Annotated in this window: 20 protein-coding genes; 10 read left to right on the top strand and 10 right to left on the bottom strand. The window is 37.2% G+C overall.

What is annotated here, in order from left to right; genetic code table 11:
* Window positions 1–97: 97 nt before the first annotated feature.
* Entirely contained in the window at window positions 98–1,354 is a 1,257-nt protein-coding gene (hemA, locus tag ACSBFT_RS20915; RefSeq protein WP_489602300.1) for a glutamyl-tRNA reductase, read from the bottom strand.
* 194 nt (window positions 1,355–1,548) lie between these two features.
* On the opposite strand from hemA, the gene ACSBFT_RS20910 reads away from it, so the two are divergent.
* The gene (locus ACSBFT_RS20910; RefSeq protein ID WP_489602299.1) at window positions 1,549–2,745 is read left to right on the top strand and encodes an ATP-binding protein; all 1,197 of its coding nucleotides are present in this window, start codon (window positions 1,549–1,551) and stop codon (window positions 2,743–2,745) included.
* Here the strand turns inward: ACSBFT_RS20910 and ACSBFT_RS20905 are convergent.
* Window positions 2,742–3,173 carry a hypothetical protein gene (locus tag ACSBFT_RS20905; RefSeq protein ID WP_463046691.1) on the bottom strand — a complete coding sequence of 144 codons (432 nt, stop codon included), beginning with the start codon at window positions 3,171–3,173 and terminating at the stop codon, window positions 2,742–2,744. The two genes, ACSBFT_RS20910 and ACSBFT_RS20905, sit on opposite strands and share 4 nt — an antisense overlap.
* Before the next feature lie 163 nt (window positions 3,174–3,336).
* On the opposite strand from ACSBFT_RS20905, the gene ACSBFT_RS20900 reads away from it, so the two are divergent.
* On the top strand, window positions 3,337–4,401 hold the full coding sequence (locus tag ACSBFT_RS20900) for a long-chain-fatty-acid--protein ligase (RefSeq protein WP_489602298.1): 1,065 nt from the start codon (window positions 3,337–3,339) through the stop codon (window positions 4,399–4,401).
* A 79-nt stretch (window positions 4,402–4,480) separates the two neighbouring features.
* Entirely contained in the window at window positions 4,481–8,347 is a 3,867-nt protein-coding gene (locus tag ACSBFT_RS20895; protein ID WP_489602297.1) for an AAA domain-containing protein, read from the top strand.
* Here the strand turns inward: ACSBFT_RS20895 and ACSBFT_RS20890 are convergent.
* A complete protein-coding gene (locus ACSBFT_RS20890; RefSeq protein ID WP_489602296.1) occupies window positions 8,289–9,365 on the bottom strand; it encodes a TerC/Alx family metal homeostasis membrane protein in 1,077 nt (358 codons plus the stop codon). The two genes, ACSBFT_RS20895 and ACSBFT_RS20890, sit on opposite strands and share 59 nt — an antisense overlap.
* A 119-nt stretch (window positions 9,366–9,484) precedes the next feature.
* On the opposite strand from ACSBFT_RS20890, the gene ACSBFT_RS20885 reads away from it, so the two are divergent.
* Window positions 9,485–10,225 (top strand): glycosyltransferase family 2 protein, encoded by a 741-nt coding sequence (locus tag ACSBFT_RS20885; RefSeq protein WP_489602295.1) that lies wholly within the window; start codon window positions 9,485–9,487, stop codon window positions 10,223–10,225.
* Here the strand turns inward: ACSBFT_RS20885 and pnuC are convergent.
* Complete coding sequence (gene pnuC / locus ACSBFT_RS20880; RefSeq protein ID WP_489602294.1) at window positions 10,222–10,890, bottom strand: nicotinamide riboside transporter PnuC; 669 nt, start codon at window positions 10,888–10,890, stop codon at window positions 10,222–10,224. The two genes, ACSBFT_RS20885 and pnuC, sit on opposite strands and share 4 nt — an antisense overlap.
* A 113-nt stretch (window positions 10,891–11,003) precedes the next feature.
* Here pnuC and ACSBFT_RS20875 point away from each other — a divergent pair, with 113 nt between their 5' ends.
* The 6 genes from ACSBFT_RS20875 to ACSBFT_RS20850 all read left to right on the top strand — a co-directional run bounded on the left by ACSBFT_RS20875 (window position 11,004) and on the right by ACSBFT_RS20850 (window position 15,566).
* Complete coding sequence (locus ACSBFT_RS20875; RefSeq protein WP_489602293.1) at window positions 11,004–11,996, top strand: c-type cytochrome; 993 nt, start codon at window positions 11,004–11,006, stop codon at window positions 11,994–11,996.
* Between the two features lie 66 nt (window positions 11,997–12,062).
* The gene (locus ACSBFT_RS20870) at window positions 12,063–12,791 is read left to right on the top strand and encodes a DUF6503 family protein (protein ID WP_489602292.1); all 729 of its coding nucleotides are present in this window, start codon (window positions 12,063–12,065) and stop codon (window positions 12,789–12,791) included.
* Window positions 12,792–12,806: 15 nt separating this feature from the next.
* Entirely contained in the window at window positions 12,807–13,475 is a 669-nt protein-coding gene (locus ACSBFT_RS20865) for an SGNH/GDSL hydrolase family protein (RefSeq protein ID WP_463045490.1), read from the top strand.
* Window positions 13,476–13,588: 113 nt separating this feature from the next.
* Window positions 13,589–14,146: a TetR/AcrR family transcriptional regulator gene (locus tag ACSBFT_RS20860; protein WP_463045489.1), complete on the top strand. Its 558-nt coding sequence runs from the start codon at window positions 13,589–13,591 to the stop codon at window positions 14,144–14,146.
* A gap of 27 nt (window positions 14,147–14,173) precedes the next feature.
* Complete coding sequence (locus tag ACSBFT_RS20855; protein ID WP_489602291.1) at window positions 14,174–15,067, top strand: alpha/beta hydrolase family protein; 894 nt, start codon at window positions 14,174–14,176, stop codon at window positions 15,065–15,067.
* On the top strand, window positions 15,048–15,566 hold the full coding sequence (locus ACSBFT_RS20850) for a DinB family protein (RefSeq protein ID WP_489602290.1): 519 nt from the start codon (window positions 15,048–15,050) through the stop codon (window positions 15,564–15,566). Before ACSBFT_RS20855 ends, ACSBFT_RS20850 begins: the two co-directional genes overlap by 20 nt.
* Here the strand turns inward: ACSBFT_RS20850 and ACSBFT_RS20845 are convergent.
* The 6 genes from ACSBFT_RS20845 to ACSBFT_RS20820 form a co-directional block, all read right to left on the bottom strand.
* Complete coding sequence (locus ACSBFT_RS20845) at window positions 15,563–16,741, bottom strand: MFS transporter (protein ID WP_489602289.1); 1,179 nt, start codon at window positions 16,739–16,741, stop codon at window positions 15,563–15,565. The two genes, ACSBFT_RS20850 and ACSBFT_RS20845, sit on opposite strands and share 4 nt — an antisense overlap.
* A gap of 70 nt (window positions 16,742–16,811) precedes the next feature.
* Window positions 16,812–18,278 carry an IMP dehydrogenase gene (gene guaB, locus ACSBFT_RS20840; RefSeq protein WP_489602288.1) on the bottom strand — a complete coding sequence of 489 codons (1,467 nt, stop codon included), beginning with the start codon at window positions 18,276–18,278 and terminating at the stop codon, window positions 16,812–16,814.
* Between the two features lie 84 nt (window positions 18,279–18,362).
* Window positions 18,363–18,785 carry a hypothetical protein gene (locus ACSBFT_RS20835; RefSeq protein WP_489602287.1) on the bottom strand — a complete coding sequence of 141 codons (423 nt, stop codon included), beginning with the start codon at window positions 18,783–18,785 and terminating at the stop codon, window positions 18,363–18,365.
* Entirely contained in the window at window positions 18,782–19,990 is a 1,209-nt protein-coding gene (locus ACSBFT_RS20830) for a serpin family protein (RefSeq protein ID WP_489602286.1), read from the bottom strand. The genes ACSBFT_RS20835 and ACSBFT_RS20830 overlap by 4 nt, the downstream gene beginning before the upstream one ends.
* 68 nt (window positions 19,991–20,058) lie before the next feature.
* Window positions 20,059–20,553: an META domain-containing protein gene (locus tag ACSBFT_RS20825; protein ID WP_489602285.1), complete on the bottom strand. Its 495-nt coding sequence runs from the start codon at window positions 20,551–20,553 to the stop codon at window positions 20,059–20,061.
* A gap of 269 nt (window positions 20,554–20,822) precedes the next feature.
* The gene (locus tag ACSBFT_RS20820) at window positions 20,823–22,040 is read right to left on the bottom strand and encodes a NupC/NupG family nucleoside CNT transporter (RefSeq protein ID WP_463045481.1); all 1,218 of its coding nucleotides are present in this window, start codon (window positions 22,038–22,040) and stop codon (window positions 20,823–20,825) included.
* Window positions 22,041–22,076: the final 36 nt, after the last annotated feature.

Here is a 22,076-nt window from a genome sequence, read left to right as displayed (position 1 = left end):
TAACATCAGTTAGTGTAGATAAAAGACCCATTCTTGACTTTAAAAGGTTTGGCACAAAAGTCCCAAGTCTTTAGAAATGCAGTATTATAACAAATAATTAAGCTTTAACCTTTTCTAGATCAAAAAGGTCATTAAGAAGGTCTATCAGTGTTTCCGCTTCTCCTCTTTTACATGCAGCTTTTAGCTGCAATACTGGCAATTTAATAACCTTTTGCATCATGCTACTGGTTATTTTATCCATTTTAATAGCTTCTTCCTCAGAAAGAGATTTCAAATATTTTGACATCTCCTCTTTACGAATCTGCTCTAAAGCCCCTTTCAACTTTTGAATAGTCGGAGAAACAACCATCTGATTTGACCAATCACCAAAATCATTGACGGCCTCGCCAATAATAGACTTCACAGCAGGTACAGAAGCTATTCTTCCTTCTAAAGCTTTATTGGCTCTAATTTGAATTTCATCCAAATCATAAAGCACCATACCCGGCACTTTTTGAATTTCTGGAGAAATACTACGTGGGACAGAAAGATCCACAAAATACTTTACACTTTTATGACCCAAACCCTTAACAGTGTCAAAGTCTATAAAAGGCTCTTCTGTGCGTATAGAAGAGATAACTATATCAAAGTTTTTAAGCTCACTTTTTACATCATCAAACGATAAAACATCAAACTTTAAACTCGCTGGAAGTTCTTCTGTTTTTGCAAGCGTTCTATTAGCAACAGTAAAATTGGTATAACCTTTATCGTCTAAGGTTTTCACAACATCCTGCCCTATTTCTCCTAAACCTAAAACTAAAATTTTAGGCTCATTCAAAAGGTGCAAGAAGGTCTCAATAGTTTCTACCGTAGCATAAGATGTAGAAGCAGCACCGTCTCTAAAACCCGTCTCCTGTACCACTCTCTTATTAACAAAGAATACCGTATGCATCAAGCGATGAATAAACGGACCCGCCATTGCCATATCCGCAGACCATTGATAAGCATTTTTAATCTGATTAGGAATCTGAAGATCTCCTATTACTTGAGAATGCAAACCCGTGGCTACTTCAAAAACATATTCTAAGCCCTGCTCTTCTGTAAAGGTTTCAATGAAGGGCAAAATCAATGAAGAATCAATAGATTTCTGGGCAGAAAGTAGCTTTATAAGATCAATAGTATGATTCGATTCCGATACATAATAAATCTCCGTACGATTACAAGTAGACAACACTACAGCCTCACTAATCCCAAAAATGTCCTTTATTTTTAAAAGAAGTGCCTTGCTCTCGTCTTCATTTAATGCAATTCTCTCCCTTAACTCCAGAGATGAAGTTTTAAATGAAATTGATATTACTTTAAAATGACCTGTCATACTGTATGTAATTCGACCGCAAATTTACGTTTAGAAAGTATATCTTTGTTATGATTAAAATCACAAAAGTCAATTTAGAATCATTCTAAACTAATTTTTAGCTTTCTTGAAAAAGTCCAATTTGAAATAATTCTAAGCTGTTCTACGGTGATATCTAACGAAATAAATCAATGTTCCGTTCCTAAATTCTTAAAATGTCAAAAAACAGGTTCTTTTTTAACATGTACGATCAGCTCTCTGGCTGGCGACTTGGTCTTATCAGTATTTTACTTATAGTTGGTGCGGGTGTATTATATTATTTCAATCAGCTTGGGCAAGCTTTAGAGGATAGAGAAACTAAATATGCCACGCTCTATGCAGAAAGTGTAAGATTCTTTATTGAACAAGGTATCGATAGCTCATGCGACTACACTTTCGTGTCTGACGTTATTGAAGCAAACGAAACCATCCCTACCATATTAGTTTCTGACGGAGTGCCTATTGACTTTAGAAATATACCCGAGTTAGCAGATTCCACCAGTAATTTCACCCCTGAAGAAGTAACCGCTTTGCTGCAAAGAAAAGTAGAAGAGATGAAAACCGAGCGGGAGCCCATATCCATAGATCTCTTGGATAATGAAACGGCTTATATATATTACTCCAGTTCTAGCACCTTAAAAGAGTTAAAGTTTTTCCCCTATATTCTTTTAGCCACATTTCTAATCTTTGGAACACTGGCATTTATAGCGTATAGCTCTTCCAGAAGAGCAGAAGAGAACAGGGTGTGGGTAGGCTTGGCAAAAGAAACAGCTCACCAATTAGGAACGCCTATATCTGGACTACTAGGATGGGTAGCAGTATTAAGAGAATCTGATGGCTTTGACCAAAATATTGGTGACGAAATGGAGAAAGATGTTTATCGCCTAGAAACCATAACCACAAGATTCTCAAATATTGGTTCAGTGCCTACCATGAAAGAAGAGAATCTAGGTATAGTAGTAGAGCAAACTACAGAATATTTAAAAAGACGTATTTCTACAAAAATCGAATGGTTTATCACTAACTCTCTTCCTTCAGACGTCATGACCAAAATAAACCGTCATCTCTTTGAATGGGTGATAGAAAATCTTTGTAAAAACGCGGTAGACTCTATGACAGGCGTAGGAGAACTTCACGTTACCATTTATCAAAAACCTAATGGGAAAGTACAGATTGATATAAGAGATTCAGGAAAAGGTATTAGCAATGCCAATCAAAGAAAAATCTTTAAACCCGGATTTTCCACCAAAAAGAGAGGATGGGGTTTAGGACTAACACTTGCCAAAAGAATAATAGAAACTTACCATGGAGGTAAACTATTCATTAAACAGTCTGAGTTAGATAAAGGGACTACTTTCGGGATTATAGTTTAAATCTGGTTAAGAATAATCTCTTCCGACTCTGCAGTATTGCTCAGGTTGCCGGAGTTATCCAATATCTGAATCTCAAATTTAAGCGTATCTTTTTTCGGGGAAAAAGCATGGAAAAACTCTATACTGTAACTCAATGTTCCTTGTATAGGACCAGGCTTGGTTTCAAAATTCAAACTCGGGAAATAACCAGAATAGGGAATCAATGGCGTAAACTCCTTAAAAACGCCGTTCTTTCTCCTAAATGGCCTTATGATGTAATTATAATTATCTGTTTCTTGAGCATCATTCTTTTGAGACTCGTTATAACCTAAATCTCCGTCACCATCTTCAAACCTGACAGAAACCACTACAGAGTCCTTGGTAAGACCTGCAAATTGATCTAACCTTATCTGACTATTGATGGAATCAAAATAGATAACTGGTGTCAATGAAAAGTTTGGTTCTTTAAAACAAGAACTCATGGTCACCAATAAACATAAAAAAACAACTAATTTTCCCACTATTCTCAATTCGAAAAGTAATTTTGTAAAAGAACGAAAAACAATTACGTTCTGTTTAAAAACGATTAAAAAAATAATCCATTGCCCATTAGTGAACCTTAAAAAAGATCTCAAAGCTGCTGTTATTTCACTTTCAGAAAACGACCAAAATTTTGAGCCGTTGGCTTTAGAAATTTTTAAGTTTCAAGCGGAACAGAATCCAATTTACAAAGCATTCCTAAAAAACCTTGGTGTAAAACCTTCAAAAGTTTCTCATCTCGAAAAAATACCTTGTTTACCCATTTCATTTTTTAAGTCTCATCAAATTTCAACGGGTAAAGACAATGTCCAGCAAGTTTTTGAAAGCAGTGGCACAACGGGTTCTATAAACTCAAAACATTTCGTCTCTGACCTTCCATTATACGAATACCTTAGCTTGAAAACATTTGAGGCCGAGTATGGCCCAGTAACGGATTATCACATTTTAGCCCTTTTACCCAATTACCTTGAGCGGAACAATTCCTCTTTGGTGTATATGGTTCAAAGTTTTATATACAAATCCTTTTCAGCAGATTCAGGCTTTTACCTTCATAACCAAAAAGAACTCATTGCTAAATTAAAGTCACTTTTAAACGACCCCGATTCCAACAGAAAAATACTTCTCTTAGGTGTCACTTTTGCATTACTAGATTTATGTGAAGATAAAGATCTAATGCTGGATAACCCTGATAGACTAATCGTAATGGAGACGGGTGGCATGAAAGGAAAAAGAAAAGAAATGCTGAGAGAAGAGGTGCATGATGAATTGAAAAGCGTATTTCATATTTCTGACATTCATTCTGAATATGGAATGACTGAACTGCTCTCACAAGCTTACTCCAAAGGCAACGGTTGGTTTAAAACCTCCGCCACTATGAAGGTATTGCTAAGAGAAGTAAACGACCCACTTAGTTATTTACCAAGTTTCAAAATCGGTCAAACACCAGCACCGAAAAATAAATACCGAAAAACGGGTGGTATTAATGTGATAGACTTGGCTAATATAGATTCATGTAGCTTTATAGAAACCCAAGACCTTGGTAGTTTTTCTGAAGATTATGAGTATTTTAATGTTTTAGGGAGGTTTGACAACTCAGACATTAGGGGCTGTAACCTCATGAGCCTTACTAATTTGTAGAAATACCTATCTATTAATAAATTATGGTAAGCTATTTGATTATACTTTTGTAAATTCTATTTCATTGCACCGTCATTGAATGTTAAAACTGCTTATAACATATAAAAAAAGGCTTACTAACCTTACGTCAAAAAATCGCTCTCTATTACTATTAAGGCCTATTCTCCGTCAATTTATTGACCTCCGAGAACTTGACCTTATCAATAGTGGATCCATTTTGAATGATCTCATTGCCTCTAAAAAAAGAATTGAACTATGCCATAGCATAGATCCAAGAGACGGAAAAACGAATCTTATAAGTCAACACCTAAGGAAAATCTGGAAAACAGACAATCTATTAAAAGAAGAAAGAGGGGCAGAAGATTTATACGTTGGATATCTTTTCATTACCGGAAAGCTCGTAGATGGCACTTTGATTAGATGTCCCTTGCTATTTTTTCCAGTGAATCTAGAATTACATGATAACAAGTGGTTTTTAGAGAAAAAAGAAGCCACAGTATCGCTAAACAAAACCTTTCTTTTAGCATACAGCCAATTCAATAAGACATTTATTGACGAAGAATTTTTCAATTTTAGTTTTGAAGATTTCGGACATGAGCCCCTGGTTTTTCTTACCCAGCTTTACGAATTCCTAAAAGACAGTAAACTAGAAATAAATTTTAACTCTGAACTTTTCACACAAAGCTTAAAACCTTTTGAAACCCTGAAAAAGGAAGATTTAGAGTCTATTAAAATTGGAGAACTTAAACTCGAGCCTCAAGCTGTATTAGGCATATTCCCCCAAACGGGTTCATATATAGCCGCAGATTATGACCAGTTGATATCCGACGGGCTCGCCAAATTTCAAGGTCCTGTTGAAGATTATCTTTTCAAAGATGCTCCATTAAAAGAGAAAATACGAGAGCAGGACTTACACCTCCCTTTTCCTGTAGATGCCTCTCAAGAAGAAGCCATAAGACAAATTAAATCTGGCAAGTCCCTCGTGATTCAAGGCCCTCCTGGGACAGGAAAATCACAACTTATCTGTAACCTCATGGCCGATTATGCCGCAGATGGGAAAAAGGTACTGCTGATATGCCAAAAAAGAGCGGCAATAGATACTGTTTATAAGAGACTGGAAGAAATAGGTATGGATAAATTCTCTGCCCTAATTCATGATTTTCAATCTGACAGAAATCTTCTTTATAAAAAAATCAGTTCACAAGTTGACAATATACTCCCTTATAAACATCAAAACCAGAGCTTAAATGCCATTTTTCTCGAAAGGGAATTTGATGCTTCCTGTAAAAAAATTGATCATTTAGTAAAAGAACTCACAGCATATAAAACAGCTCTTTTCGATACTTCCGTTTATGGGAAATCGGTCAAGGAGTTATACTTAATGGCGGATCACCAAACCGCAAAAGAGTTAGATTTAAGTGATACTTTCTCTTTTTTCCACTTTGATAGTTTAGACGTTTTTACGCATAAACTAGCTACCTTAGAAAGGTACCATAAGCTTTTTTTAGAAGATACAGAAGCCTATTCTTTCTGGCAGCAAAGAAAACCATTTACCAATTTTGCCCTTAAAGATTTAGAAACTATTCATAAATCTCTTTCACAAATTGTTCATGCTAAGAAAGGTCTAAATGAGCTAGGAGAACCATTTTCTTTAGAAGTAGACTCCGAAAGTGAGCTCGTTAAATCTTTTTTCCAGAATTTCAATTCTGAAAAATCTTTTAAAATTTTACTCGCTGCCACGCAAAATGGAAACCTTAAGAAAAAGCTTAGCAGCTTAATAACGGAGGTTGAAGCACTTAATACCATTGCTTTGCCCGAGTCATACCATTCGTCCCAAAAGATTACGGAATTAAGAGCGTTTATTAGTGAGGTAAAATTGGCTAGTTCAAATGTTCTTTCTCGTTTTCTGTGGAATACATTCTCCAAAAACAAACAAGTGGCTTTTGGTTATTTAGAAGAATTTAATTTTGAGCCCAATCCAAGAAATTTCGGAGTCCTCCTTCAAAACCTAGATGAACTTATTCGCATCAATGAAATTGGGAAAGCAATAAACCTTGAAAGAGAATGCTTTGATGGGGTAGAATTAAAGCAGGAACTAGCATTTCAGCAGAGCTGTCATACTTTCCTAGAACAATTAAAATCCAAAGCCAAGAGAGATATCAAGCTCACGGATAAAAAAAGTCTAGAATCTGAAATGTCCAATTGGAGAAATCTAATTAAGGGTATTGAAACCAATAAGTCTATTTGGCAGAAATATCTTTCCTTAGAACAGATAGAAGACATTATACCTGCTAATCATAAGAAAAATGAAACTTATCTAGATACACATTTTGACAACATTTGTGGAAGAGACAAGGTTTTTGCAGAATTATCTGCTATAGAGAAAAAGTGCTATTTACTCTGCAAAGATCATTTTAGAGAAGATTATACCTTTCATTTCAGACAATGTCTATTTATACATTTCATTGAAGATTTGGAGCAAAAATCACCCATTCTTCGTAGTGTCAGCTCATTGCAAATGGAATTATGGGAGGAAGAGCTGCAAAGCCTAATTCTAAAAAAGCAAAAATATAGCAACGAGTACCTTCTCATTAAACTTAGAGAAAACACGTATAAAAACATTGAAAAAAATAGACTAGGCAACTACACCACCTACAGAGAACTTTATCACCAAACCACCAAAAAACGTCAAATATGGCCCGTGAGAAAGTTACTCTCTAATTTCAAAACCGAGCTTTTTGATTTGGTGCCATGCTGGATGGCTTCTCCTGAAACGGTGTCCGCTATATTTCCCTTATTTTCGAAAGAGCAGTTTGACTTAATCATTTTCGATGAAGCTTCTCAATGTTTTGCTGAAAAGGGGATTCCAGGAATGCTCAGGGGGAAACAAGTGGTGGTAGCAGGTGACAGCAAGCAGCTGCAACCTAACGACCTCTATAGAATAAAAATGGATGAAGAAACGGAAGATGACGCTCTCATGGAAGTAGAATCTTTATTGGACTTTTCAGCTCATTTCCTTCCGCAAACTATCCTTAGAGGACACTACAGAAGTAAGTCCTTAGATTTAATTGACTTTTCTAACAAACATTTCTATGACAGTAAACTCAAATTACTTCCCAATTTCTTAGAATTAAATGATGGTCATGCGGCTATTGACTTTATAAAAGTATCTGGCGTTTGGCAAAATAATCAGAATCTAATAGAAGCCAATAAAGTATTGGAATTGGTAGAAAGTATAAGAGAATACAGCCAAAAGAAGACCATTGGCGTGGTCACCTTCAACTTTCTTCAAGCGGATCTAATTCAGGATTTAACACAAAAAGTGAAAAATCTTACGGTCAAAAACATTGAAAACATACAAGGAGACGAATTTGACATTGTCATATTCTCCATTGGCTATGCCCCAAATCTAGACGGTAAGTTATTAATGAACTTTGGAAGTTTAAACCAGCAAGGTGGAGAAAACAGGTTGAATGTGGCCATTACCAGAGCCCGTGAGAAGATCAAAATAGTATGCAGTATTAATCCTGCAGAACTAAAAGTAGAAAATAGTGCTCATGAAGGCCCCAAACTGTTAAAAGCCTATCTGGAATATGCACAGCTAGTAGCTAATGGCTCTTTTAAAGCTAGCCTTCCAAGCTCTTCAAATGTTTCTTGGACAAGAATGCTTAAAAATGAAATCATAAATTCCAATAAGGATTTTGCGACTGAACTTCCATTTGCCGATCTAACCATGATTCAAGACGGCAAATATGAAAAACTCATTCTGACAGACGACGAGCAATTTTATGCTGCCGAATCTATCAAAGAATCTTTTGCCTACTTACCCATTATGCTGAAGCACAAAGGATGGTTTTTCCAAAAAATATGGAGCCGAAACTGGTGGGTTAGACCTTTACCTCAGCTTCATCTTTTGGAGGAAAAAGTAGAGAAGCCACAATACTGATAACTAAAATACCTACAATTACCAGTAAAGAATGTTGGTTACTAAAACCCCAATCTGTAAGCCAATGATGAATCAACATCTTCACGCCTATAAAGGTTAATAAAACCCCTAAGCCATATTTCAAATAGGAGAACATATCGATAATGTTAACTAAGAAAAAGAACATGGACCTAAGCCCCATAATGGCAAAAACGTTAGAAAAGAATACGATGTAAGGGTCTTTAGTGATTGAAAAAATAGCTGGTATAGAGTCCACTGCGAAGATAACATCCGTGAAAGCAATAACGATTATCACTACAAAAAGTGGTGTAAGAAAAATTCTATTCCCTTTATACTTATTTTTTATGAAGAATCTATCAGAAACAAACTTCTCGTAAACATTAAAATACTTAGAAGTCAATCTTACCGCAGGATGTTTTTTAGTGTCAATTTCTTCTTCTTCGTCTTTTGTGAAGAGTATGTTTATACCCGTATAAACCAAAAACGCACCAAATATATAAAGTATCCATTCAAACTGCTGAATAAGAGCCGCTCCCAAGAATATAAAGACAAACCTCAATACAATGGAGCCTAAAATACCCCATACCAACACTTTCTTATAATACTTAGGGCGAACACCGAAGGAATTGAAAATTAAAATAAAAACAAAAATATTATCCACTGAAAGTGAATACTCTACCAAATAGCCAGTAATATATTCTAAGGCCATATTGTTCTGGAACTTCTGGGTAGCTACCTCATAAGAGAAGGAGGATAGATCCAAGTTTTGATAAAAATGACCCACTACACCTTCCAAGTTTTCGGGTGTACTAATATCATGAATAAGATATCCGTAGTGACGTAAGAAAAAATAAAATCCAACTGCCAAAGCTACCCAAACCGCACTCCAGCTAGCCGCTTCTTTAAACTTAACTGTGTGGGATTCTCCTTTAGAAAAAGCTCCTAAATCTAAAAGCATCACAAAAATCACAAAAACAGCAAAACCACCAAAAAACAATATTTCGTTAGATAACTCCATTCTTAAAAATTAAATTTTTACCCGGATTACGGCTGCAAAAATGCATCTTTATCTTCAAAAATATACTACTTTGGCATGAAATATGGGTTTGTCACTATAACTCAAAGAGACCTTCCAAAATGTATAATGATAAAAAAGTAATAGTGGTCATGCCTGCCTATAAAGCTGCACAAACCATAGAAAAAACTTTTAATGAAATACCTATGGACGTGGTGGATGAAGTTATTTTGGTAGATGATGCCAGTCCAGACGAAACCGTGGCTGTTGCCAAAAAACTGGGTATAACGCACGTTATAAGCCACGAAAAAAACAAAGGATACGGCGGCAATCAGAAGACTTGCTATAAAAAAGCTTTAGAACTTGGCGGTGAAATCATCATCATGGTACACCCTGATTATCAATACACTCCAAAACTAATCAAGGCCATGACGTCTATCATTGGCGAAGATTTATATCCCGTTGTTTTTGGTTCAAGAATCTTAGGAAAAGGAGCGTTAAACGGGGGAATGCCCGTATACAAATATATCGCTAATAGATTCCTTACTTTTACGCAGAACTTGCTCTTAGGGCAGAAACTCTCTGAATATCATACAGGATACAGAGCATATTCTGCCAAGGTTTTAAGAAGCATTGATTTTGAAAAGTGTGATGACGACTTCATTTTCGACAATGAAATCATTGCTCAGATTTTCTGGAAAGGCCACGAGATTGCAGAGGTTACCTGCCCTACCAAATACTTCGACGAAGCTTCATCTATAAACTTTGCAAGAAGCTCAAAGTACGGCTTAGGCGTTTTAGGCGTTTCTGTTCGTTACTTTTTAGCCAAACTGGGCTTACTTAAATGGCATATAGTAAACTAGGCAACTGCAGCTTCTTGTTTTAAATACCTTTTGGTCCACTCCATTGCTCCAAAAGCTGCGATAATAACAAACACAAAGTATAGCAAAGAATATAACTTAACGTCTTTGATGTAATACATATAAGTAGCTATTACGTCAACCACTAGCCAAATCCACCAAGCTTCTACTTTCTTTTTAATCAGCATAAAAGTGGCTACAATGCTCATGACCGTTGTAAAAGAGTCCATATACGGAAAAGCACTAGGGATACTGAAAATTTGAGGTGCTATTTCATGAAGGTTACTAGAGAAAGACCCCATCAGCAATGTACCAAAAACGCCCAAACCACTAAGAATAGAGAAATTTCTGACACTTAGTTTCGTAATTTTTAACTGATTAATGGCATTGGCCTCACTAGCCTTAGGAAACTTCCATTGCCAGAATCCTATTATGTTGGTCACAAAGAAAAACACCTGCAAAAACATATCTGGATATAGCTGAATTTGGAAGAACATAAAAAAAGCCAATACCACGTTTATTAGACCAATTATCCAGCTCCAAACATTCTCTCTGGCAGAAAGCCAAACAGCTATTCCGCCCGAAATGGTAGCGATAAGCTCAATAAGGCTCATGTTGTAACCTAAAACCGTAAAAAGCGTATTGTCAACATTAAAAAAATCTCCCATGGCTCAAAGATGCATTTCATTTTAATAAATCTTAGAATTTCCCGCTAAATAAAATAATTTAAAAAAAATGATGCCCTTTTTGTATTTTCATTGAGAAATTAACTCTAAAACTCATGAAAACCTTACTCAAAACTTTAAAGTGGATTGTTATTACAATCATTGTTATTGCAGCAGCCGGCATTTCATATTTAAAATTTGGATTGCCAAACATAGATGTCCCCGATAAGTTAAGCGTTGAGATTACCCCAGAGCGGGTAGAACGTGGAAGATATCTAGCCAACCATGTTAATCTTTGCATGGATTGTCATTCAGAGAGAGATTTCTCCAAGTTTTCAGGCCCCATCACCCCTGGAACTTTTGCTGGAGGCGGTGAAGTCTTTGATGAAAAAATGGGGTTCCCTGGCACTTTTATTTCTCGAAATATCAGTCCACATGGCATTGGAGATTGGACAGATGGGGAAATATATCGGGCTATAACTTCGGGAGTAACAAAGTCAAACGACGTAATATTCCCGGTGATGCCTTGGCCAGCGTACAGCAAAATGGCTTCTGAAGATATTTATTCCATCATTGCATATGTAAGAAGTTTGAAACCTGTTAATGTAGAAAACAAGATATCCAGTGCAGTGTTTCCAGTTAGCCTCATAAAAAACACTTTCCCAAAACCAGCAGACCCTCAAACGATTCCTCCTAAGACTAATAGAATTTCATATGGGGCATATTTAACGAATGCCGCTGCCTGCGTGGAATGCCATAGCCAGAAAGATGACAAAGGGAATAACATCCCAGGAACCGAGTTTGGAGGAGGTATGCCTTTCCAGTTACCGAATATTGGAACTGTTTACTCTGCCAATCTTACACCCCACGCTACCACAGGTTTAAACATAGGAGAAGAAGCCTTTATTCAAAAATTCAAGGCCTACGCGGATAGTTCTTACGTACCTCATGATATTAAAAAAGGAGACCTCCAGACCGTAATGCCTTGGATGATGTATTCTGGTATGACAAAAGAAGACCTTGGTGCTATTTATACCTATTTACATTCATTAAAGCCGATTAACAATCAGGTCATTAAATTCAAGCCGGAGGAAATGGCTTTAAAATAAGCGAGAACCATCTTTGCAAAAATCCCGTTTGTTATTTTTAACAAACGGGATTTTTAATTAATAAAAATGAAACTGAAATATATACTTATAGTACTTACAGGCATTCTTTCTTCATGTGCAGACCAAGCCAAACAAACGATTTCAAAAGCTATCAATGCTCATGGTGGTCAGGCTTATAAAAATGTGCATGTTAGCTTTGACTTCAGAGGAATGCATTATGATTTAGAAAATAATACTGGCCTTTTCACCTATCAGCGAGTACAAAAGGATTCACTAAACAACGAAATCAGAGACATTCTCAGTAACGATGGCTTTAAAAGGCTGGTAAACAATACTGAAATTAGCCTTCCGGATTCTATAGCAGGTAAATATGAGCGTTCTGTGAACTCTGTGGCCTACTTCTTCTTTCTTCCATACGGATTAAATGACGAAGCGGTTAATATGGAATACCAAGGTCTTTTCAAAATCAAAGATCAAAACTACGCTCAAATTAAAGTATGGTTTAATGAAGACCATGGTGGAGAAGACCATCAAGATCTGTTTCTATATTGGATTAATACAGATAATAATCTTGTAGATTACCTCGCTTATTCATACGAAACCGATGGAGGAGGTGTCAGGTTTAGAGAAGCCATAAACCGTAGGAAAGTGGGAAACTTGTATTTCCAAGACTACAAGAACTACGGTTACGAAGACTTAAACATAAGTTTAGACCAACTTCCGATTGATTTTGAAAATGGTAGTCTACCTTTCCTTTCTAAAATTGAAAATGAAAGCATAACTTTAATACCCTAAACCAAATCAAACCAGATGAAATTAGTTACAACGCTAGGTCTTTCTCTACTGTTCTTCATGGCATCTTCTTTCCAGTCTAAACCCGTAAAAATTATATTTTTCGGCGACTCCATTACTCAAGCTGGTGTGAGAGAAGGCGGCTATATTACGCTAATGCAGCAAGACCTTAAAAGTAAAAACTTGACCGACAAATACGAACTGGAGGGAGCTGGAATTGGTGGCAACAAAATCTATGACCTATACCTTAGAATGGAAGATGACGTGCTGTCGAAAAACCCAGATGTGGTCGTACTCTTTGTTGGCGTAAACGATGTTTGGCATAAAGCAAGCCATGGTACAGGAACAGACGCCGATAAGTTTGAAAAGTTTTATCAAGCTGTCATTCAAAAGCTTCAAAAACAAAATATTAAAGTGCTACTATGTACCCCTGCGGCTATTGGAGAAAAAACAGACCATAGTAATCAGCAGGATGGAGACCTCAATGAATACTCGAAAATCATAAGAGAATTAGCAGAGAAGAACAACTGCCAAGTGATAGATTTAAGAAAAGATTTCTTGGCTTATAATTTAAAAAATAATGCCGAAAATAAAGACCGAGGCATCTTAACGACGGATAGAGTTCACTTAAATGCTTTAGGAAATAGATTTGTAGCAGATAAAATGTGGGCGGCAGTTATTAAATAACCCAAATAAAAACCTTTAAAAGATCAATAGCTTCAATGCTGTTGGTCTTTTTTTGTTTTTAAATATTTGTCGAACGTTCGTTTGGTATACAAAAATAAAGGCTAACTTTAAATATGCCCTTAGTAAAAACGAACAAAGAAGAAATCATTGCTACCGCTCTTCAAGTCTTTAGAAAGAACGGATATTACAACACTTCTATGAGTGATTTGGCGACCGCCTGTGATTTACAAAAGGGCAGCTTCTATCATTACTTCGCCTCTAAAGAAATTTTGATGGGAGAGGTTTTAAAAACGGTTCAAAGCTATCTTGATCACGCTGTTTTCTCCATGGCCACGGATACTAATTTATCACCAAGAGACAGAATGGAAAAGATGCTCTTAAAGCTCGGTAAGGCTTTACTCTCCCAAGAAGGAGGTTGCATTGTTGGAAACACAACACTTGAAGTCGCCGCTCAAACGGTAATTTTCAAAGACACATTAAAAGACATTTTTGATTCCTGGCGAAATGCCATGAAAACCATTTATATGGAAGAATACCCAGAAGGGACTTCTGAAAGGCTCGCTGAACAATCTGTTATGGAATTTGAAGGAGCTGTTATGTTTAGCCAGCTTTATCAAACCGACCAGTATCTCAAGGACGTCTTTGTGCGTACGCTATCAAAAATGAAATAAAAATTTAACCTTATAAATAACGAACGTTTGGTTTATATAGAAAAACAAAACATAAGCATTATCACTTCTGATGGCATTGAGCTTTCCGCTATTCTACTAGCTCCTGAGCATCCGAAAGCCATAATTCAGTTCAATTCCGCCACAGCGGTACCTAAAGAATTTTATAGGGCTTTGGCTACATACTTTGGAGAAAAGAACTATGCTTGCCTACTATATGATTACCGAGGGGTATGTGCCTCTCAGCCAAAAGAAGGTTTAAAAAATTGTAACTATGACATCCTAGATTGGGGTAGAAAAGACATGTCTGCTGGCATCATCTATCTAAAAAGCAAATACCCAAATTTACCTTTATTCTTCATCTCCCATAGCGTGGGTGGTCAACTAATCCCATTCGTTCCAAATATTGACGAGGTCGATGGCATGGTTTGTATAGCCACCTCCTCTGGATTTAGAGGTGAAATGCCCTTAAGGCAAAGATTAAGCTCCCATTTATTTTTTGACCTCATAGCACCCCTTGTTCATGTGCTTTATGGATTTTCAAAACTAAAGTTTCTGGGCGTCATGGAAGATATGCCGAAAAATGTCACTAACACTTGGAAACGCTGGTGTAAATACCCAGACTACTTCTATCATCCAGATAATGTTATGGATATTCCTGAGCTAAATAACCCTAAAGTCTTTGGTTTTCCTATTACAGTTATAACAGCCACCGATGATGAGATTTGCACACGTGAAAATGTGCAGAACCTATGGAGAAATGTAAAAACCAAAACGCCCGTTGATTTTAAATGGCTTAAACCGGAAGACTTTGGATTGAAAGGTATTGGACATTTCAATTTTTTCCGCAGAAGAAAACTAAACACGCTATGGCCCATAGCTTTTAATCAAATTGAAGATTATTATGACCAAAAAAGAAATTAAGCAGGCTCTTCAGGAAATTGTGAATTCCGTCATTGCAGACTTAGATAATTTAAGCAAAGAAGAATTCTATCTTCAGAAAAACAACAAATGGTCTGTAGCTCAAAACATGGCTCATTTGACGCTTGGTGCCAAAGTGTTCAGGAAAGCTTTGCGAGCTCCTAAACTCGTCCTACCTTTTAGATTTGGAATAAACCTAAAGGCTCAAAGAAACGGCGAGTGGATCGCTAAAACATATGGCACTTCTGAATTCCCAGCCGTAACAGGTTTTGAACCTAGAATGCATGAAAACAGCTCCCTTGAGTTTGAAAAAGAACAATTTCTAAAAGTACATGCTGAGTTAATACAGCTATTAGATAATTGGACAGAATGGCAATTAAATACATTGCGTTTGCCGCAGCTGATTCTTGGGAAATTATCGATTAGAGAAATGTGCTTGTTTTTTATTTTTCACATTCGCCATCACCAAAAGGCGGTCAGAAAAGCTATCAATAAAGGCTAAGCCACTTTGTATTTTCTTTTGTACCAAACCAAGAACGCCACCGCCAAAGCAGCCATAAACATACAAAGCTGGAAAGCATAGCCTATTTGCTCTGGTTTATTATCATATAAAAACATTGGCAATACTGCCCCTAGACCTATACCGGTTTCTAACGAAATATACATGGTGGCCACTGCCCTGCCACGCGTTTCTTCGGAACATAAATCGATGGTCCAGGCTTGATAAGAAGGAGAAATTAAACCCCAAGATGTACCAAACAAAATACCTCCTGCTATAAAGTAATAATAATGCGAGGTTATGGAAGTCACACCCATGGCTATCACCAAAACTACAGCTCCAAAAATCAACACGTTAACCCTACCTTTATTATCGGAAATCTTGCCACCCAAGATTCTTGTAAACAGGGATGCCAAGGTGAATATCAAAAAGAAAAGACCTTTATTATCAACACCCACAATTTTGCTTAAATCTGGTGTAAGAGTAATAATGGTTCCAAAAGCAAAGGATGTCAAAAACACCGTGATCGCCACTGGCCATAAGTCTGGATGAAATATATCAGTCCGCTTTATTTTAAATAGCTTAAATGAGAAAGGCTCTCTTTTCTCTTCAGGTAGTGTTTCTTTCATAGAAAAAAGAATGGCCACAGACATAAATGCAAAAACGGAAGAGGTATAAAAAAGGGTATTTAATGAAAACTCTGCAGCCACTATACTCCCCAAATAAGGACCGAAAGCCATGCCTGTGCTGGTAACAAAACCGTAAATACCCATGGCTTCACCTCTCCTTGTGGTAGGTACTATATCGGCAATAAAAGCGGCTGTTCCCGTAGGTTTGAAACCGGTAGAAAAACCATGAATTAATCTAAGTAATAAGAAAAAAAAGATAGTATTGGCCCAAGGGTATATAAAACCACAAATGACACAGACTGAAGCCCCAACCACCATAACGGGTATTCTACCCCATTTGTCAGTCAATTTACCGCTAAATGGCCTGGAAAGAGCCGCCGTGATAGTAAACACACCAATAATTAAACCTTTATAATCTTCGCCACCCATGCTGCTCAAATAATCTGGCAACTCTGGAATTAGCATATTAAAGCTGGCGAAAAACAGAAACGAGCTCAAGCAAAGCAATATGTATTGCGGCGTAAATATTTTAGTCTGTTCTGCTATCATTTCTTTTAAAAACAAACAGGGGGTAACTCGAAAGCTACCCCCTGATTTATCAAATCTTATTCTTCATTATCTATCTCGAGTAATTCGGAGCCTCTCTGGTCACTTGCACATCATGCGGATGACTCTCTGCCATTCCTGAGGAAGTAATTTTGACAAACTTCGCCTGCTGAAGAGCTTCAATATTTGCAGCACCCACATAACCCATTCCGGCTTTCAATCCTCCAGCCATTTGGTAAAGTACCTCTCCAGCTTTTCCTTTGTAAGCTACTCTTCCTACTATTCCTTCAGGTACCAATTTTTTAACATCCGCTTCCGCGTCTTGGAAATAACGGTCTTTAGACCCATCTTCCATAGCTTCTACAGAACCCATACCTCGGTATGTTTTGAATTTACGTCCCTCGAAGATAACCATTTCGCCAGGGGCTTCGTCAGTTCCTGCTAAAAGCGAACCTATCATCACAGAACTTGCTCCTCCGGCTAAAGCTTTTACCACATCTCCAGAGAACCTTATTCCTCCATCAGCAATGATTGGTACACCAGAGCCAGCAATGGCTTTAGCAGACTCATAAACGGCCGTTAGTTGCGGCATTCCTATTCCTGCAATAATTCTAGTGGTACAGATACTTCCTGGGCCTACACCTACCTTTATGGCATCCGCTCCTGCATCTACCAAAGCTTTTGCGGCCGCACCTGTAGCTATATTTCCACAAATAACATCTACTGAGGGGAAAGCCTTCTTAATTCTAGAAAGTGTATTAATAACCCCCACATGATGTCCATGAGCTGTATCAATACTCACACAGTCTACACCGGCTTTAACTAATGCAGCCACTCTATCTTCAATATCGGCTGTTACACCAACGGCAGCACCAACTAATAACCTTCCAAAACTATCTTTGGCAGCGTTAGGTCTGTCTTTTTTCTTTAGAATATCTTTATAAGTAATAAGTCCTACCAATTTGTAGTCTTTGTCTACAATAGGAAGTTTCTCAATCTTATACTCCATTAAGATTTGCTCTGCCTCTTCTAAAGAAGCACCTAAAGAAGCTGTGATAAGGTTATCCTTAGTCATCACAGATTCAATCGGCTTGTACATATCCGTCTGAAATCTTAAATCTCTGTTAGTCACAATCCCGTAAAGGGTATTGTCTTCGGTGATTACAGGAATGCCACCTACTTTAAAATCCTGCATTAGTTTAAGGGCATCTCCCAAAAGAGCTCCTTTCTTTACAGTAATTGGGTCTATAATCATCCCACTTTCTGAACGCTTCACTTTTCTTACTTGCTCAGCTTGGGCAGCTATGCTCATATTTTTGTGAATAATTCCCATTCCGCCTTCTTGAGCTACGGCCACTGCCATCTCAAATTCTGTAACCGTGTCCATGGCTGCAGAAAGCAAAGGAATATTGAGAGAAATGTTTCTTGAAAGTTTGGTTACAGTGCTGGTATCCCTTGGAAGAACCTCAGAATAAGCAGGAACAAGTAGTACGTCGTCGTAGGTAAGTGCTTCGAAAAGAAGCTTGGAGGAGTTCATCATCAGCAAATAATTAAATATCTCTTATTTGCCACGCAAAGCTATAGAGAAAAGTTGAAATAAAATACTTCGTGCAGAAACTTTATATTATTGCTTTAAATAATAATAGGAAGAACCATCTGCCAAATAAGTATCAACATAACTTTTTTCATATAAGACTAAATGATATTTCCCGTCCATTTCTTCAAAATGATACCAGTGGTACATATGCTCGTCTAATAAAATCAAAGCATCCAATTCTCCTTGCTTCCCCTTTTCCAATCTTGATTTTTCTTCAGGAGTGTCACTCCTTTTTCTAGTAAAAGTTTTTGCTACGGCATCAATAATAATGGTCTCCTCAAAGCCAATCTCATCGCCTTCTAACTCCAGCTGAGCAAACCCGTTGACTACCTTCATGAGCTTCCACTCGCCATGAAATTCTGATAAATCTGGCGGAAGAACACAACAATCTTCCTCCGTGCATGATGCAAAGAGAAAGATGGTACTTAATAGAATTAAAAGATTTTTCATTCTTCTATATCCAGTATTTTTCCGGCAAACTGAATGGTATTAGAACCCTTTTCATATATGAAAAACAAAAATGGTTTGTCGACCGTAAATGGCTGATAAAAGGGTGCTGAAGTGACCTCAATCCCAATGGTAGTCACTGCTGCGGCTTCAGTCCCTTCTTCATCAACTGCGACAAAAGAATTCTGTTTTACAAAACTGACTTGGATTTTCCCTGCAGGTCCAGAGATTTTAGATAAATCTGCAGATGGACCAAATAAGCTCGGCATTCCCATTTTCACCAAAATGGTGTTCAGCTTTTTCTCATACTCCATTTTGAATTTGGGTAGTTTTAAATCAATTTTCTGAACCTGTAGTTTGTGGTTTATCTCGCTCCAAGTTTCTTGGTTAAGGCTTTTGAGTAACACAGAGACTTCACCCTCTTTAGGTAAGAGCACCCTCATGCCGTACTTCCCACTTCCGTAAGGTAAATCTGCCACTTGGTAGGTACCCATGTCCGCAAAAGCAAAGGTGTCTAGATTAGACATCATATCTACTTTCACTATTCCATTTTTGCCATTGAAGTTTTCCTTATAAGTATTATCCTTATCAAATTGGCTCGCCCAATCTCCTTTGAAATAAAGGGCATTCATCAAGAACATTACTTGGTCTCCAGAAATATCATCTAAAACCTTTTTAATTTTAGCATTGGTATTATCGCTTGCCCATTGATTGATTTTTTTTAGCGTGGAAGCATCAAAAGCTTCCTCATAAAGCTGTGCCTTAAAATAATCTTTCAAAACAGTTTTAAAATCTTGCTCGACATTAAAACCCTGTCTTTGCCACATAGAATTCGCCAAGGTATTGGTCACCTTAGGATCTATAACGGGAAGTTTATCTATCAATTCTAAATAACTTGAATTGATAAGATTCATATCAAATCCTTCGAGTTTTAGTGTTTTTATTAATTCGTCTTTAGAGGTGCCATCCGCTCCGTTCAATAGCATCCCTAGGGCCATATGAAGACTTAAAGGAGAAACAAAAAAAGTTTCATTGACCTCCTCTTCTTCCAAAGTCTTTAGGAAATCGAAAGCAAAAACATTGGTTCTTTCTGAGAAAGCAGCATCCACTTCTATATTGGCTACTTTGGGAGCTGCCGATTTGCTCACTTCGCAGTTACACATAAAAAAACTAAGGCTAAGCAAAATGGCGATTGATGTAAGTTTCATAATCGTTATTATTTAAAATCAAGCGTTAATTAACATTAAACTAATGAACGAAAGCCTTAAAAGGTTGGCTAATTACTTTCTAAAGTGAAAACTAAATACTCTTTGAAGTCTTCTGAAGTATACAAAATTAAGTTTTGACCTGCTACTCTGTATTCATAGCTTCTAACAGAAAGCATTCTTTTAAAATAGTCCTTTTCGAATTTTTCTTTACTGTGTTCCCCATTAATTTTGGTACTAATCAGTTCCGTAAATTCAATTTTATTTAGCGAAGCACTTACCACTACCGTGGCAAAGTAAAAATTGAGACAACTCTTACCACTAATGGTATACTCCCTTATATCACTATTTTTAGTTCTTATCTCAAAATTAACCTCATAAGGCACAACCTGGCCAGTATGGTAATGCAATAAACGATACTTGCCTAAAGGGAAACTGGCAGAAGATGCAAAACTGGCTCCGTCTGAACTTCCTTTTAAAAAACTAAATGGACCAACTTCCTCCTCATTCTTTTTACATCCTACCATTAGAACGGTAAGCATAAAAGCTAACACAACATTTTTCACTGAATAAAACTATTTAACCCGACAAAGAAAAAAGGTTGAACGGAATTGCTGTGAAGCGTTCCCTCAACCTTTTTAACCCTAAAACCCTTTTCACTGATATAGACCTCTTTAGATATAAAAAGGTTGGAAAACGTAAAAAACTTTCGTTATTGTTAAATCCGTAAGGATGTATTAGAGCATCGTAATGAGACCCTAAATGACAGCAAATCAGTCAGTTACTTAAAGCATCCCCGAAAATCATTGACAGGTTTTCTAATACCTCGTTCGTGTTAAATCAAAATTCCCGCAATACATGCTGTAAGGTTAGAAGCAATGGCTCCGCCTATCATAGCCTTGGTTGCCAATTTGGCTATATCTTTCTTTCTTTCTGGGGCAATCCCACCAATACCACCCAACTGGATGCCAATAGATGCAAAATTGGCAAAACCACAAAGTGCATAACTCGCTATAATGGAAGAACGCTGAGAAAGCTGTCCATCTGCCATGATTGTTCTTAAGTCTGCATAGGCTATCAGCTCAGTCAAAACAATTTTTTCTCCTAAAAGCCCCCCCACCGTACTGGCTTCAGACCATGGCACACCCATAGTCCACGCTAAAGGCTTAAATGCAACTCCAAGAATTTCTGCCAATGAAGTATTGGCATAACCCAACATACCATCTAACATTGCTACAATAGCTACCACGGCAATCAGCATCGCACCTATGTTTGCAGCCAATTTAAGGCCATCTACAGCACCATCTCCTACCGCCTCTACCACATTACCGGCACTGGTCTCTACATTAATATCTAATGAGTTTTTTGTTTCCGACTCTTCCGTTTCTGGAAACATTATTTTTGCAACAATTAATGCCGCAGGAGCATTCATAATAGAAGCCGCCATTAAGTGGCCTGCTATACCCGGAATGTCTTCTAACATTTTTACATAAATGGCCATTACCCCTCCTGCAATAGTAGCAAAGCCTGCCACCATGATAGTCATCAGCTCCGACTTCGTCATACCTTTTATAAAGGGTTTTACCAAAAGAGGGGCTTCCGTTTGACCCACAAAAATACTTCCCGCCACACTTAAAGTCTCTGAACCACTAGTACCCATGGTTTTTTGTACCACCCAAGCAATAGCTTTCACTACTCTTTGCATAATACCTAAATGGTAAAAAAGAGACACTAGAGCCGAGAAAAAGATAACGGTTGGCAATACTCGAATGGCAAAATTTATATTTGGAGAATCTACAATACCACTGACAAAAGATTTAAACAAAAAATCACCGCCAGCGTCGGAATAAGAAAGAAGCTTCCCTATTAGTACATCGAAAAATTTAAAGAAAGGTAAACCTATAGGGGTCTTGAGTATTAAAAGAGCAAAGCTCAGCTGCAGACCTAAACCCCACAAAACCAGCTTAATATTAATTTTTCTCTTGTTATTACTCATTAAAAAAGCAATTCCAAGTAAGACAATTATACCTAAAAGGCCTGTGAAACGTTCCATTAAAAGGATTTTGGTTTGAAAATTGTTCCAAAATAA

Source organism: Arcticibacterium sp. SM2516, from assembly GCF_057914865.1.
This window is presented reverse-complemented; position numbering and strand designations above follow the sequence as displayed.

Coding starts and splice junctions, on each gene's coding strand:
- ACSBFT_RS20850 (WP_489602290.1), top strand. CDS start 15,048: ATGACCAAAAAAGAAATTAAGCAGGCTCTTCAGGAAATTGTGAATTCC.
- ACSBFT_RS20870 (WP_489602292.1), top strand. CDS start 12,063: ATGAAACTGAAATATATACTTATAGTACTTACAGGCATTCTTTCTTCA.
- ACSBFT_RS20885 (WP_489602295.1), top strand. CDS start 9,485: ATGTATAATGATAAAAAAGTAATAGTGGTCATGCCTGCCTATAAAGCT.
- ACSBFT_RS20835 (WP_489602287.1), bottom strand. CDS start 18,785: ATGAAAAATCTTTTAATTCTATTAAGTACCATCTTTCTCTTTGCATCA.
- ACSBFT_RS20895 (WP_489602297.1), top strand. CDS start 4,481: ATGTTAAAACTGCTTATAACATATAAAAAAAGGCTTACTAACCTTACG.
- guaB (WP_489602288.1), bottom strand. CDS start 18,278: ATGATGAACTCCTCCAAGCTTCTTTTCGAAGCACTTACCTACGACGAC.
- ACSBFT_RS20845 (WP_489602289.1), bottom strand. CDS start 16,741: ATGATAGCAGAACAGACTAAAATATTTACGCCGCAATACATATTGCTT.
- ACSBFT_RS20820 (WP_463045481.1), bottom strand. CDS start 22,040: ATGGAACGTTTCACAGGCCTTTTAGGTATAATTGTCTTACTTGGAATT.
- ACSBFT_RS20890 (WP_489602296.1), bottom strand. CDS start 9,365: ATGGAGTTATCTAACGAAATATTGTTTTTTGGTGGTTTTGCTGTTTTT.
- ACSBFT_RS20865 (WP_463045490.1), top strand. CDS start 12,807: ATGAAATTAGTTACAACGCTAGGTCTTTCTCTACTGTTCTTCATGGCA.
- ACSBFT_RS20830 (WP_489602286.1), bottom strand. CDS start 19,990: ATGAAACTTACATCAATCGCCATTTTGCTTAGCCTTAGTTTTTTTATG.
- hemA (WP_489602300.1), bottom strand. CDS start 1,354: ATGACAGGTCATTTTAAAGTAATATCAATTTCATTTAAAACTTCATCT.
- ACSBFT_RS20860 (WP_463045489.1), top strand. CDS start 13,589: ATGCCCTTAGTAAAAACGAACAAAGAAGAAATCATTGCTACCGCTCTT.
- ACSBFT_RS20875 (WP_489602293.1), top strand. CDS start 11,004: ATGAAAACCTTACTCAAAACTTTAAAGTGGATTGTTATTACAATCATT.
- ACSBFT_RS20910 (WP_489602299.1), top strand. CDS start 1,549: ATGTCAAAAAACAGGTTCTTTTTTAACATGTACGATCAGCTCTCTGGC.
- pnuC (WP_489602294.1), bottom strand. CDS start 10,890: ATGGGAGATTTTTTTAATGTTGACAATACGCTTTTTACGGTTTTAGGT.